Below are 12,236 nucleotides of genomic sequence, written 5' to 3' on the forward strand. Positions count from 1 at the left end.
AGAGGGCGCGTCAGACCGGGTCGGCGGGGATGAGCGGCGCCACCGGCACCTCGCTCGTCACGACCGAGGCGCCGTGGCGTGCGGCGAGGGCATCCGCGAGGGCCCGCACGACAGCCGACCTCACCGTGAGCCCGTCCTCCGGCCGGTGCCAGAACTGGACGCTCGCGACGATGCGCTCAGGCGAGATCGCCGTCATCACGACCGCGACCACGGGGATCTCGTGCACGCCGTCGACGGCGGTGGCGGCATCCACCAGCGTCTTCACGACGTCGTCGATGCTCGCGCCCGCGCGCTCGGCCCTCACCTGCACCGTGCTGCGCAGCGCGCCGTGGCGCGAATCGTTGACGAGCGCGTCGCCCAGCAGCTTGGCGTTGGGGACGTGCACCGTGCGGCCGTCGGCCGTGAGCAGCACCACGCTGCGCGTGTTCAGCTCGCTGACGATGCCCGACCACAGCTCGCCGTCAGGACCCTCCACCGTGATCTGCTCCCCGACGACGATCGGCCGGCGGGTGGCGATCAGCACGCTCGCGGCGAAGTTGTCGGCCACTCCCCGCAGCACGAGGACGCCGACGATCGCGAGCACGATCACGACGGCCAGCAGCGGCTGGATGTTCGCGCCGAGGAACGCCAGTCCCACGCCGATCCCGAGCAGCAGCAGCGAGTACTGCGCGAAGTGGGCGGCGAAGCGCGTCATCGCCGGCGTGGCGTTGGGCACCCGCGCCATCAGGGCTGTGACGCCCTTCTTCGCGAAGCGGGACGCGATCCACCCTGCCACCACCGCGACGACAGCGAGCAGCAGCTCCCACCACGTGATCGTCGACGTGCTCAGGAACTCGCTGAAATCCACGGCGCAAGACTACGAGGGGATGCCGCCGCCCGGCCGCGCCTCGCCGATCTCACTCGTGGCCGACGAGCTTGAGCCCCACGACGCAGCCCACGAGGCCGAGGATGAGGAGCATCTTGACGAACGAGAACGCCTCGTCGCCCGTGATCATCGCGTAGGCGACGGTCAGCGAGGCACCGATCCCGACCCACACCGCGTAGGCGGTGCCGGTGGAGATGTCGCGCATCGCCCACGCGAGGCCACCCATGCTGGCCACGAGTGCGACGCCGAAGACGATGCTCGGCCAGAGCTTCGTGAAGCCCTCGGACTTTCCGAGCGCGGTCGCCCAGACTGCTTCGAGCACGCCCGAGAGGATGAGGATGACCCACGACATGACTGTGCCTCCTGGCCAGTCTTGTCGCGCACCGGGTACTGATCCGTCGTCCGGGGACCCTGTCGGGGATCCGTGAGTCAGCCTACCCGACGGGTCTGGGCAGGGCCTGGGCAAGGGTGCCGGTCAGCCGCTCAGACGAGGAACAGCCCGTCGAGCAGACCCGGGTTGTGCGCGTGGACGAGCACGAGGAAGACGATGGCGTCGAAAAGCAGGTGCACCGTCACGACGTACGTGAGCGAGCGCGTCTTCATGAAGATGAAGCCCTGCAGCAGCGCGAACGGGATCGTGAGCAGCGGTCCCCACGCCTGATAGCCGAGCTCCCACAGGAACGAAACGAACACGACCGCCTGCAGCGCGTTGGCCTGCCAGAACGGGAAGTGCCGCCGCAGCAGCGCGAAGCACGTGCAGATGAAGAAGAGCTCGTCCCAGATGCCGACGGCGCCGACCCCCACGAACAGGCGCGCGATGAGCTCGGGGGTGTCGACCACGGGCCAGTTCAGGTACACGCCGGAGGTGATGAAGTAGAACGGCAGGATCAGCCACCCGAGCACGAGCACGGCCGCCAGCCACACCCACTGGAACGTCGTCCAGCGCCCGCCGCCGCGCCATGGGAACCGGATCGCCCGGTCGCGGTAGACCCAGCGCGACAGCACGTACGGAACCACCACCGCTCCCCCGAGGGCGAGCGCGAAGCGCAGCATCGCGAGGTCGTCGAGCTCGGCCTTCAGCGAGATCGCACTCACCACCAGGAGCCCCGCGGCGATGAGCGACAGGTCGCGGACGAGAGAGGGGGACCGGATGCCGGCGGCCTCGACCGCCCCGGCCGTCGTCGTGAAGGCATCCGGCCGGGTGGCGGCATCCCTCCGCTGCACCAGCCACGCGAGCGCGAGTCCGAGCGCGAGCAGCGACCAGCCGAGCCACGGGAGCCGCACCACGAAGAAGGCCGGCGCGGCCGAGCACACCACGAGCGCCGGCGCCAGGCGCCACGACCACCCCACCGGGACGGTGACGGGTGCGGCGTCGGGGTGTGCGGGCATGAGCGGCTCCTGCGGCGTCGTTCAGTGGTCGAGAGGGTGGGCGAGCTCGTCCTTGTGCATGCGCGCCACGACATAGGCGATCGCGCCGAGGATCAGCGGGATCACGCCCGCCGCGATGAAGATCGCCTCGACCGGCACGACGGCAGCCAGCGGTCCGGCGAGCGCCATCGACAGCGGCATGAGGGCGAGCGAGACGAAGAAGTCGAGGCTCGAGATGCGACCGAGCATGTGACGCGGCACACGGCGCTGCAGGAGCGTGCCCCAGATGACGTTGCCGTAGCTGAAGCCGAAGCCGACGAGGAACAGGCACACGGCCATCAGCCAGTACTCGTGCGTGACCCCGACGACCGCGAACGGCAGTGTGCTCACACCCCACACGCCCATCATCACCGTGAGGTACCGACGCGGGAGCTTGAGCGACGACACCACGATCGAGCCGAGCACCCCGCCGATGCCGTAGACCGCGAGGAGGAAGCCGAACAGGCGCGGATCCTCACCGACGCGCTCGCGCGTGACGAACGGCAGCAGGACTTCTTCGGGGCCGAGGAACACCAGGACCCAGCCGGTCGCGAACAGCAGGGTCCACAGCAGCCACGGCGTGCGGATCGTGAAGCTCACCGCCTCGTGCAGGTCGTGCAGCACGCCGCGCACGCCCTCGGGCGCCTCGCGGGCCTCACCGGCTTCCGGGGCCGGTTCCGGGCGCACGAACAGCAGCAGCACGAGCGCCAGCGCGTGCGCCGCCACGACGCCCCACGCCGCGTGCGCCGGAGCCAGCACGGCCGCGACGATCACGCCGGCCGCGGCGGGCCCCGCCGCCTGCTGCAGGGCGGGCCGGATCGCGCCCTCGAGCCCGTTGGCGGCCAGCAGCTGCGCCGGCGGCAGGATGCGCGGCAGGATCGCGCTGTACGCCGGGAAGAAGAACCCGGCCCCCGCCCCCAGCACGAAGGCCACGATCGCCAGGTGCGGGATCGTGACGGCTCCGAACAGGCCGGCGACGGCGACCGACGTGATGGCGAGCAGGTTCAGCACCTCCACCACACGCAGGATCAGGCGGCGCGGGATGCGATCGGCCGCGATGCCGCCGGGGATGGCGCACGCGAGCAGCCCCACGGCGTTGGCAGCGGCCACGATCGACAGATCGATCGGGCCGCCGCCCGCGCCGATGACGGTGTAGACCATGACGACGGCCCACATGCCGGCGCCGAAGATCGACAGCACGACGGCGCCGAACAGCATGCGGAAGTCGCGATGTGCCAGCGGCCGCACGAAGCGCCACGGATCACGCCGGTGCGGCCCTGGCTCGGGCTCGGGCTCGGGCAGCGACACCGGCCCCGTCACCGGCCCGGGCCCTCCGCTCATGTCCTCGGGGCGCGGCGATACGAGAGGTCGCGGATGTCGCGCCCCTTCGCGGAGCCCTTGCGCTCGAACGCGGTCAGGACGCGGCCGTCGAAGCGCGGCGCCCACTCCCCCTCGAACATCGCCGAGAAGTCGGGCGCGACCGACATGACCTCGCGCATCTGCAGCGCGTAGTCCTCCCAGTCGGTGGCGAGCCGCAGCACGCCGCCGTCCTTGAGCGCGGCGGCGGCCGTCGCGGCGAACTCGGGCGTCACGAGGCGGCGCTTGTTGTGCTTGGTCTTGTGCCACGGATCGGGGAAGAAGACCCACAGCTCATCGATGGATGCCGGCGGCAGCAGGTGCTGCAGCACCTCCGGTGCGTTCGCCTCGACGAGACGAAGATTGCGCGCCCCCGCGCGGTCGGCGTCGAGCATCGTGCGCGCGAGCCCGGCGCGGAACACCTCGATCGCGAGGAAGTCCGTGTCGGGATGCGACGTCGCCGCGTGGACGATCGCGTGCCCCTGCCCCGAGCCGATCTCGACGACGAGCGGCGCCTCGCGCCCCCACACGGATGCGGGGTCGACCGCGGAGCCCGGGCGGATGCTGGTCGACGCCCGGTCGCGCGGCGACTCGAGCACGTACTGCGGCGCGAGCTCGGTCCAGGCGCGCTCCTGCGCCTCCGACATGCGGCCGCTGCGGCGCACGAACGACACCGGCTTGTCACGGTAGGTGCGGGGCTCCGGGGAAGGCGTGGCGGCTTCGGTCACCCCTCCAGGCTACCGAGCACCCGGGACGCCGCGTGGCGCGGGGTGCGGATTCCCGCCCTCACGCCGGGGCGGTGACGAAGTCGATGAGCTCTTCGACACGGCCGAGGAACGCGGGCTCGAGGTCGCGGTAGGTGGTGACGCTCGCGAGGATCCGCTGCCACGCGCGGGCGAGATCGGCCTGATCGCGCGCGGGCCAGCCGAGCGCGCGGCACACGCCGACCTTGAACTCGATGCCGCGCGGGACGTCGGGCCAGCGCTCGATGCCCATCGCGCGCGGCGTGACGCACTGCCACACGTCGATCCAGGGGTGCCCGACGATGAGCACGTGCGCACCGTGGCGGCCGCGGCCGATCTGCTCCGCGATGCGGGACTCCTTGGAGCGCGGCACGAGATGGTCGACCAGCACGCCGTAGCGACGGGAGGCCGACGGCGGCTCCTCGTCAAGTGCGGACTCCAGCAGATCGATGCCCTGGAGGTACTCGACGACGACGCCCTCCGCACGCAGGTCGTCGCCCCACACCTTCTCGACGAGCTCGGCGTCGTGCCGGCCTTCGACGAGGATTCGGCTCGCGCGCGCCGTGCGGGCGCGGGCGTCGGGCGCGGCGAAAGAGCCGGACGCCGTGCGCTGCGGCCCCTTCGCGACGGGCGCGGCCACCGGCGGCCCCAGCACGATGTCTCGGCCGTCGATCAGGAACCCGGCGCCCAGCGGGAACAGGCGACGCCTGCCGCGGCGGTCCTCCAGCTCGACCATGCCGCCGGCCACGCCCACGACGGCCCCGCAGAAGCCGTCGTCGGCGACCTCCACGACGAGATCGCGGGATGCCGCCACCCGCGGCAGCTCCCGCACCCCGTGGCCCTTCCATCCCGTGGCCAGCACGTCGGCGCCGTAGCGATCGTCCATCGTCTCCTCCGAAGCCGAAACGCTACCGTCTGGTGCCGCCGCGGCCGCGCAGCGACGCGGCGGACGCGCTTCTCCCCGCCGAGAACGTGCGGTCTCGCCGAATCAGCACGTCTTCCGCGTCGACAACCTGCGTCCTCGACGAAAACGTACGTTCTCGGCGAACACACACGTGGGGACGGGGCGCCGAGCTACCGCGGCGTCCGCGCGGCTGAATAGACTCGCCCAAAGGGGACGGCGTCCCGAAGGGGGTTTCGATGCGTCTGCGATGGACTGCAGCGCTCGTGTCTGCTGCGGTGATCGCGGCCACGGCGGTCGGCGGAGCAGCGGCGGCCACGGCCCCCGTGACGCTCGACAGCACGTACGTGCTCGACGACGCCGGCGTGCTGTCGTCCGCGGACGAGGCGACCGCCGAGGCACGCTTGGAGCAGTTCAGCGCCGACACCGGCCTGGGGCTGTGGGTGGTGTTCGTCGATGAGTTCACCGACCCGTCGGACTCGGCCGACTGGGCCAACCAGACCGCGCAGGACAACGGCCTCGGCCCGACGCAGTACCTCCTCGCGGTCTCGACCGACGGGCGCCAGTACTACCTCTCGGGCGACTCGTCGGGCCCGATCAGCGAGGACCAGCTCGCCACCATCGAGCAGACGCAGATCCAGCCCGCACTGCGCGACGACGACTGGGTGGGGGCCGTGGACGCGGCCGCCACGGGTCTCACCGACGCGAAGAACGGCGGCTCGGGCTCCGGCGACGCCACCGCGGGCGGGGGCTCCTCGTGGTTGACGTGGCTGCTCGTGATCATCGTGATCGGCGTCGGCGTCCTGCTGCTCGTGATGTTCCTGCGACGTCGCAAGAAGGAGGCCGTGACCGGTGGCCCGGCAGGCGCGCCGCAGGTGAGCATCGAAGAGCTGCAGCGTCGCGCGTCGTCACTGCTCGTGCAGACCGACGACGCCCTCAAGACCAGCACGCAGGAGCTCGGGTTCGCGAAGGCGCAGTTCGGGGATGCCGCCACCACGGAGTTCGAGGCGGCCCTGGGCAGCGCCCAGAAGGGGCTCGACGAGGCGTTCGGCCTCAAGCAGAAGCTCGACGACGAGCAGCCGGACTCCCCCGACGACATCCGCGCGTGGAACGAGCGGATCATCGCCCTGTGCGAGGCCGCCAACACGCTGCTCGACGAGAAGGCCGCCGCGTTCGACGAGCTGCGCAAGCTGGAGCAGAACGCCCCCGAGGCGCTGCGCCGCGTGCAGGACGAGCGGACGAAGGCGGCGGCATCCCTCGATCAGGCAACTGCGCGCCTGCGCGAGCTGCAGGGGTCGTACGCTCCCGAGGCGCTCGCGACGGTCACCGACAACCCCACGCAGGCCCAGCAGCGGCTCGCGTTCGCCGACGAGCAGCTGACCGCCGCACAGGCGGCGATCGGCGCGGGAGACGGCGGCGAGGCCGCGGTCGGCATCCGTGCCGCCGAAGAGGCCGTCGGTCAGGCGACGCTGCTCGAGAACGCGATCGACAAGCTCGCCGACGACCTCGCGGCCGGCGAACGCAACGCCGCCGCCCTCGTGACCGAGCTGGAGGGCGACATCGCCGCCGCCTCGGCGATGCCCGACGCCGACGGCCGCATCGCCGGCGTCGTCGCAGCCACGAAGCAGCAGCTCGAGACCGCCCGCGCGCAGCTCAGCGGCAGCGCGAAGCGTCCACTGGTCGCCCTGCAGAGCCTGGAGGCGGCGAACGCGCAGATCGACGCGCTCCTGAAGGGCGTGCGGGATGCCGCCGCCCAGGCCGACCGCGCGCGTCAGATGGTCGGCCAGGTCATGATGCAGGCGCAGGCGCAGGTGTCCGCCGCCGAGGACTACATCACCGCACGCCGCGGCGCGGTCGGCGCCGACGCGCGCACGCGGCTCGCCGAAGCGGGCGCCTCGCTCGCCCGCGCGCAGGCGCTGCAGGCGTCGGACCCGCAGCAGGCGATGCAGCAGGCGCAGCGCGCCGACCAGCTCGCCGGGCAGGCCATCCAGCTCGCGCAGAACGACGTCGGCTCGTTCGGCGGCATGAACGGCATGGGCGGCGGCGGGCAGTCCGGCGGCGGCAACGGCATGCTCGGCGCGGTGCTCGGCGGCATCGTCATCAACTCCCTGCTGAGCGGCGGAGGCGGCGGACGCTCCTCCGGCGGGCTCGGCGGGATGTTCGGCGGCGGGGGCGGCGGCGGCGGAGGCATGCGTCCCGGCAGCTTCGGCGGCGGCGGCACCCGCGCGCGCCGAGGAGGTGGCCGCTTCTGAACCGGCATCCGTCCCCGATCCTCACGACCCGACCCGACCTGACCTGAAGTCCGATGAAAGGAAATCCGATGGCGAAGCAGTCCATCTTCGGTCGCATCTCGACCCTCATGAAGGCGAACATCAACGCACTCCTCGACTCCGCCGAGGACCCGCAGAAGATGCTCGACCAGCTGGTGCGCGACTACACCAACTCGATCGCCGACGCCGAGTCGGCCATCGCCGAGACGATCGGCAACCTGCGCCTGCTCGAGCGCGACCACCAGGAGGACGCGCAGGCGGCCGCCGAGTGGGGCAACAAGGCGCTCGCGGCGAGCCGCAAGGCCGACGAGCTGCGCACGACCGGCAACACGACCGACGCCGACAAGTTCGACAACCTCGCCAAGATCGCGCTGCAGCGCCAGATCAGCGAGGAGAACGAGGCGAAGGCGATCGCGCCGACCATCGCGACGCAGAACGAGGTCGTCGACAAGCTCAAAGAGGGCCTCAATGGCATGAAGCAGAAGCTCGAGCAGCTGAAGGCCAAGCGCTCCGAGCTGCTCGCGCGTGCCAAGACCGCCGAGGCCCAGAACAAGGTCCACGACGCCGTCAAGTCGATCGACGTGCTCGACCCGACCAGCGAGCTCGGCCGCTTCGAAGACAAGGTCCGCCGCCAGGAGGCCCTCGCCGCCGGCAAGCAGGAGCTGGCCGCGTCCACGCTCGACGCGCAGTTCAACGCCCTCGAGGACGTCGGCGAGCTGACCGAGGTCGAGGCGCGCCTTGCCGCGCTGAAGACCGGCGCAGCACCTGCGCCGGCCTCGATCGAGCAGTAGGACCCCGCACGCCGGAGGGCGCCGGGCCCGTCAGGGTCCGGCGCCCTCCGTATGCCTGCGTCGTTCGCCGTGGGCGTGCCCGAATCGGATGCCGGCGGCCGCGGTCTGCGGGAAGATGAGGGGATGACGCGATACCTCGTGGTCCCGCAGTGGCAGGGCAGCCCCTCGTCGCGGGCGATGCAGCTGATCGACGGCGCACAGGCGATCGCCGGCGACCTGCCACGGTCGGCCACCACGGTGCTCGACGTGCCCATGGAGGCCGGGGAGTCGCTGGGAAGCGGCATCCATCGTCTCAGCGCCCTGCAGCGCGTGAACGGGCTCGTCGCCGAAGCCCTGGATGCGCATCACGCCGCAGCCCCGGACGAGGCCGTGCTCACGATCGGCGGCGACTGCGGCATCGCCCTCGCGCCCATCGCCCACGCGGCACGGCGCGCGCCGGGGCTCGCGGTGGTGTGGATCGACGCGCACCCCGACCTCAATTCCCCCGACTCGTCGCCGTCGGGCGCGTTCGCGGGCATGGTGCTGCGCGCCGTCATCGGCGACGGCGAGCCCGGGCTCTCGCTCCCGGTCGGGACCGTCGCGGCGGAGCGCGTGGTCGTGGGCGGCGCCCGGTCATTCGACGACCCCGAGCTCGATCTCGTGGCAGAGCGCGGCATCGCGGCGCTCACGGTCGAGGCGCTGCGCGACGCGGAGGCCCTGGCCGACGCCGTCCTCGCGACCGGCGCGGACGCGGTCTACATCCACATCGACATCGACGCGCTGGATCCGGCCGAGATCGCGGGGAACGCGCACCCCGAGCCCTTCGGCGTCACCGTGGCGGAGCTCACGGCCGCCGTGACGGCGCTGCGCGCGCGGGTGCCGCTGGTCGGGGCATCCCTCGCCGGATACTCGCCCGCTTCGCTGGCGGCCGCGAACGACGATCTCGGGGCGATCCTGCGCGTGATCTCGGTGCTGGCGTGAACGGCGTGATCGCGTGAGCCCCATCCCCGCACCGCCGGCCGGCTGGCGCGCCGCCGCGGAGCGCTCCGTCGTCCGCGGGCGGCGGATCGACCGGCTGATCCCGTCGTTCCTGCTCGACTCCCCCATCAGCCGGCTCGGCTACTGGTACGGCTGCACCGTCGGCTGGGTGTGGGGGTCGCTGTGGAGCGTCGGCCGCGTCGAGCAGCGTGAAGGGCTGTGGGTGTTCCGCGGGATGCCGCGCTGGACGTTCCCCCGCGGCGGATCGTGCGTGGGCGGATGCTTCCTCACCGGCGACGGCGTGCTCACCCCGGCGCTGCTGCGGCACGAGGCCGTGCACAAGCGCCAGTGGCAGCGCTACGGCTTCCTGATGCCCGTGCTGTACCTGTTCGCCGGTCGTGACCCGTTGCGCAACCGGTTCGAGATCGAGGCCGGGCTCGAAGACGGCAACTACGTGCCGCGCGGCACGGCCTGACTCAGGCGGCGTCCCTGGCAGCGGGCGGGACGGCGATCCCGGCCGCACGACCCACGCGGTACACCTGACGACCGAGCACGATCACGACCGCGAGCGGGAAGACGATCCAGAACAGGTTCGGCAGCACGGCGACCATGAGGAAGCCGACGAGGTCGCCGCGCTCGAGGGACTGCCGCGTCATCTCCAGGCCGCTCGATGCTTCGACGAGGAAGTAAATGACGGTCTTCCAGAACGTCGCGACGGTGACGATGAGGCCCACGACGACGCCCGACCACTTGCGGGTGTGGAACAGCGCCCACACGATGAAGACCACCTCGACGAGGTTGGCCCAGCTCTGCGCGCTGCCGAAGGCGTCGAACTGGCCGTAGCGGTGGTCGAAGGTGCTGTAGAACACATGACCTGGCCAGAATCCGGCGAGCGGTCCGCCGGCGTGCGACAGCGGGCCCAGCAGCACGTAGCACGCGTCGTACGTCTGGATGACGGCCGAGACGGTGAGCCACACCACGACCCACACCGGCATGCGCAGATCACGCGGGTCGACGGCGGGCGGGGCGGCGGGCACGGCGGTCTGCGTCATGGCACGACTGTAGCGACGCGTGCCGACGCGACGCGACTGCGGGGACGCGGAGGCTCAGCGGGCGGTCGTGAGGCCGTACTGCTCGGGAGCGTGGATCGACTCGGCGCGGATGCCGAGCCCCACGAGGTGATCGACGATGTCGGCGGTGCCGAGGTAGCCGCCCAGCAGGTGGATGCGGGTCTGGTCGTCCTCAGCGCAGAGCATCTCGCCGGCCCACGCCGTGACGGCGCGCGTGAGCGCTTCGCCTGCTCCGCAGCCGCGGCCCGTGCCCGGCGCGCCCGAGCGCTGCGAGCGATCGAGCCACGTCACGACCATCCGGCTCGGGGCCGAGATGTCGGCCAGCCACGAGGCGTCCGGCACCTCGATGAAGACCCGCCCGGTCGAGCAGATGGGCAGCGTCGCCAGCACGGCCTCGAGCTCGGCCAGCGACGACTCGTCGGCCGTGATCAGGTGCTGCACGCGCGTGTGGCGCGACGCACGGCACGCGGAGGCGTTGTGCACGGCAGGCTGCGACGAGGTGGTGTGGGACATGGCCCCTTCAGCCTACCCCATACGAAGGGTTGCCTTACCTCACTCTGTAACGAAGGGATGCCGCGCCCTCACGTCGCCCGCAGCAGCACGCGCCGCAGCTCGGCCAGCTCGTCGTCGGCGAGGCCGTGCGCACGGAGGTAGTCGGCGGCCGAGCCGTACCGGCCCGCCACATCGTCGAGGAGCGCCCGCATCACCGGTGCCGGCGAGCGCGTCGCGAGGTCCTCCAGGTGCACGGCATCGGGATGCATCGCCCGGAGCATCTCGACGACGCGGCGGTTGCGGTACTCCGGCAGCAGCCCCTCGGTGCGGGCGTAGTCGGCGACGACGGCATCGGCGTCGACGCCTGCAGCGGCGAGCGTGAGGGCGACCGTGACGCCGGTGCGGTCCTTGCCGACGGTGCAGTGCACGAGCACGGGCTGATCCGCCAGGATGCCGCGCACGACGTCGACCACTCCCCCGGACGAGTCGTCGACCAAGTGGCGGTACATGTCGTCGAGGCTGAGGTCCTCGCGGAAGAACGACTCGACCGAACCCAGGAACAGCGGCACGCGCTGCGTCACGACATCGACGCCGTCGAGGCGGCTGGGCTCACGCACGACCTCGTCGTCGTCGCGGAGGTCGATGATCCGTCGCAGATGCAGATCGGCGAGCGCTCGTGTGCCCGACAGGTCGAGGCGGGCGAGGTTGCCCGAGCGGAACAGCACGCCGTGGCGCGTGACCGAGGCGCCCGCGCGCAGCCCGCCGACGTCGCGCAGGTTCACCGCTCCCGGGATGACGGGGTCGGATCCCGGCGGCGGGTCGGAGCGTTCGGGCCCGGAAGTCGTCACCAGGCCTTGCCCCGCGCGGCGTCCTTGTCTTCGCCGGCGAGGTCGTCGCGGGGCGGCACGCCGTAACGGCCCGCGATCGCGATGCGGTTGAACGCGTTGATCGACACGAGGATCCAGCTGAGCCCGACGTACTCCTTCTCGCTGAGCACGCTGCCGACGCGGTCGTACACGTCGTCGGGCACTCCGTCGTCGTGGATGAACACGTACGCTTCGGCGAGTTCGAGCCCGGCCCGCTCGCGTTCGGTGAAGACGCCCGAATCGCGCCACACCGCGAGCTGGGCGATGACATCCGCCGTGATGCCTGCTGCGACCGCGCGCTCGACATGCACGCGGACGCAGTAGGCGCAGCCGTTGAGCTGCGACGCGTGGATCTGCACGAGCTCCTTGAGGCGGTCATCGATGCCGTTGTCCGCCGCGATGTCGCCGACGGTCTTCGAGAAGGCCGAGAGGGCCTGGTAGGCGGGTCGCGCCGCCCGCGAGAGATGCACGCGGTGTTCTGCCGTCATGACGCCAGACTACCCAGGGGCGCCGCCGCC

The 12,236-nt window shown here is 71.8% G+C and carries 14 protein-coding genes and 1 riboswitch; of the genes, 4 read left to right on the top strand and 10 right to left on the bottom strand.

Going from position 1 to position 12,236, the window contains the following annotated elements:
* Positions 1 to 10: 10 nt before the first annotated feature.
* From ACFWJ8_RS12170 to ACFWJ8_RS12195, 6 genes are all read right to left on the bottom strand, one after another.
* Positions 11 to 847 carry a mechanosensitive ion channel domain-containing protein gene (locus ACFWJ8_RS12170; RefSeq protein WP_378811658.1) on the bottom strand — a complete coding sequence of 279 codons (837 nt, stop codon included), beginning with the start codon at positions 845 to 847 and terminating at the stop codon, positions 11 to 13.
* Between the two features lie 49 nt (positions 848 to 896).
* Positions 897 to 1,217, bottom strand: coding sequence for a DMT family transporter (locus ACFWJ8_RS12175; protein ID WP_378811659.1), 321 nt, complete (start codon positions 1,215 to 1,217; stop codon positions 897 to 899).
* A gap of 10 nt (positions 1,218 to 1,227) precedes the next feature.
* A riboswitch (guanidine-III (ykkC-III) riboswitch) is annotated at positions 1,228 to 1,291 on the bottom strand.
* A gap of 57 nt (positions 1,292 to 1,348) precedes the next feature.
* A complete protein-coding gene (locus ACFWJ8_RS12180; protein WP_378811660.1) occupies positions 1,349 to 2,254 on the bottom strand; it encodes a type II CAAX prenyl endopeptidase Rce1 family protein in 906 nt (301 codons plus the stop codon).
* A 21-nt stretch (positions 2,255 to 2,275) separates the two neighbouring features.
* Positions 2,276 to 3,520: an MFS transporter gene (locus tag ACFWJ8_RS12185; RefSeq protein WP_378811720.1), complete on the bottom strand. Its 1,245-nt coding sequence runs from the start codon at positions 3,518 to 3,520 to the stop codon at positions 2,276 to 2,278.
* A gap of 89 nt (positions 3,521 to 3,609) precedes the next feature.
* A complete protein-coding gene (trmB, locus tag ACFWJ8_RS12190; protein WP_378811722.1) occupies positions 3,610 to 4,275 on the bottom strand; it encodes a tRNA (guanosine(46)-N7)-methyltransferase TrmB in 666 nt (221 codons plus the stop codon).
* 139 nt (positions 4,276 to 4,414) lie between these two features.
* On the bottom strand, positions 4,415 to 5,257 hold the full coding sequence (locus ACFWJ8_RS12195) for a DUF3097 family protein (protein WP_378811662.1): 843 nt from the start codon (positions 5,255 to 5,257) through the stop codon (positions 4,415 to 4,417).
* A gap of 254 nt (positions 5,258 to 5,511) precedes the next feature.
* On the opposite strand from ACFWJ8_RS12195, the gene ACFWJ8_RS12200 reads away from it, so the two are divergent.
* The 4 genes from ACFWJ8_RS12200 (at position 5,512) to ACFWJ8_RS12215 (ending at position 9,765) form a co-directional block, all read left to right on the top strand.
* Complete coding sequence (locus ACFWJ8_RS12200) at positions 5,512 to 7,524, top strand: TPM domain-containing protein (protein ID WP_378811663.1); 2,013 nt, start codon at positions 5,512 to 5,514, stop codon at positions 7,522 to 7,524.
* Between the two features lie 68 nt (positions 7,525 to 7,592).
* A complete protein-coding gene (locus tag ACFWJ8_RS12205; RefSeq protein WP_378811665.1) occupies positions 7,593 to 8,333 on the top strand; it encodes a PspA/IM30 family protein in 741 nt (246 codons plus the stop codon).
* Positions 8,334 to 8,456: 123 nt separating this feature from the next.
* Entirely contained in the window at positions 8,457 to 9,293 is an 837-nt protein-coding gene (locus tag ACFWJ8_RS12210; protein WP_378811666.1) for an arginase family protein, read from the top strand.
* Between the two features lie 13 nt (positions 9,294 to 9,306).
* On the top strand, positions 9,307 to 9,765 hold the full coding sequence (locus tag ACFWJ8_RS12215) for a Fe-S oxidoreductase (RefSeq protein WP_378811667.1): 459 nt from the start codon (positions 9,307 to 9,309) through the stop codon (positions 9,763 to 9,765).
* A 1-nt stretch (position 9,766) separates the two neighbouring features.
* Here ACFWJ8_RS12215 and ACFWJ8_RS12220 read toward each other — a convergent pair whose 3' ends face one another.
* From ACFWJ8_RS12220 to ACFWJ8_RS12235, 4 genes are all read right to left on the bottom strand, one after another.
* Positions 9,767 to 10,342 carry a hypothetical protein gene (locus ACFWJ8_RS12220; protein WP_378811669.1) on the bottom strand — a complete coding sequence of 192 codons (576 nt, stop codon included), beginning with the start codon at positions 10,340 to 10,342 and terminating at the stop codon, positions 9,767 to 9,769.
* Positions 10,343 to 10,396: 54 nt separating this feature from the next.
* Positions 10,397 to 10,873, bottom strand: a complete 477-nt coding sequence (locus ACFWJ8_RS12225) for an SIP domain-containing protein (RefSeq protein WP_378811671.1) — start codon at positions 10,871 to 10,873, stop codon at positions 10,397 to 10,399.
* Positions 10,874 to 10,941: 68 nt separating this feature from the next.
* Complete coding sequence (locus tag ACFWJ8_RS12230; RefSeq protein WP_378811672.1) at positions 10,942 to 11,700, bottom strand: tyrosine-protein phosphatase; 759 nt, start codon at positions 11,698 to 11,700, stop codon at positions 10,942 to 10,944.
* Positions 11,697 to 12,206, bottom strand: a complete 510-nt coding sequence (locus tag ACFWJ8_RS12235; protein ID WP_378811674.1) for a carboxymuconolactone decarboxylase family protein — start codon at positions 12,204 to 12,206, stop codon at positions 11,697 to 11,699. The genes ACFWJ8_RS12230 and ACFWJ8_RS12235 overlap by 4 nt, the downstream gene beginning before the upstream one ends.
* Positions 12,207 to 12,236: the final 30 nt, after the last annotated feature.

The sequence above is a fragment of the Microbacterium sp. NPDC058389 genome (assembly GCF_042722305.1).
GTDB lineage: Bacteria > Actinomycetota > Actinomycetes > Actinomycetales > Microbacteriaceae > Microbacterium.

Bases quoted from the DNA above. Each gene is read 5' to 3' on its own strand.
- ACFWJ8_RS12195 (WP_378811662.1), bottom strand. From the start codon at position 5,257: ATGGACGATCGCTACGGCGCCGACGTGCTGGCCACGGGATGGAAGGGC.
- trmB (WP_378811722.1), bottom strand. From the start codon at position 4,275: ATGTCGGAGGCGCAGGAGCGCGCCTGGACCGAGCTCGCGCCGCAGTAC.
- ACFWJ8_RS12180 (WP_378811660.1), bottom strand. From the start codon at position 2,254: ATGCCCGCACACCCCGACGCCGCACCCGTCACCGTCCCGGTGGGGTGG.
- ACFWJ8_RS12220 (WP_378811669.1), bottom strand. From the start codon at position 10,342: ATGACGCAGACCGCCGTGCCCGCCGCCCCGCCCGCCGTCGACCCGCGT.
- ACFWJ8_RS12210 (WP_378811666.1), top strand. From the start codon at position 8,457: ATGACGCGATACCTCGTGGTCCCGCAGTGGCAGGGCAGCCCCTCGTCG.
- ACFWJ8_RS12200 (WP_378811663.1), top strand. From the start codon at position 5,512: ATGCGTCTGCGATGGACTGCAGCGCTCGTGTCTGCTGCGGTGATCGCG.
- ACFWJ8_RS12225 (WP_378811671.1), bottom strand. From the start codon at position 10,873: ATGTCCCACACCACCTCGTCGCAGCCTGCCGTGCACAACGCCTCCGCG.
- ACFWJ8_RS12235 (WP_378811674.1), bottom strand. From the start codon at position 12,206: ATGACGGCAGAACACCGCGTGCATCTCTCGCGGGCGGCGCGACCCGCC.
- ACFWJ8_RS12175 (WP_378811659.1), bottom strand. From the start codon at position 1,217: ATGTCGTGGGTCATCCTCATCCTCTCGGGCGTGCTCGAAGCAGTCTGG.
- ACFWJ8_RS12205 (WP_378811665.1), top strand. From the start codon at position 7,593: ATGGCGAAGCAGTCCATCTTCGGTCGCATCTCGACCCTCATGAAGGCG.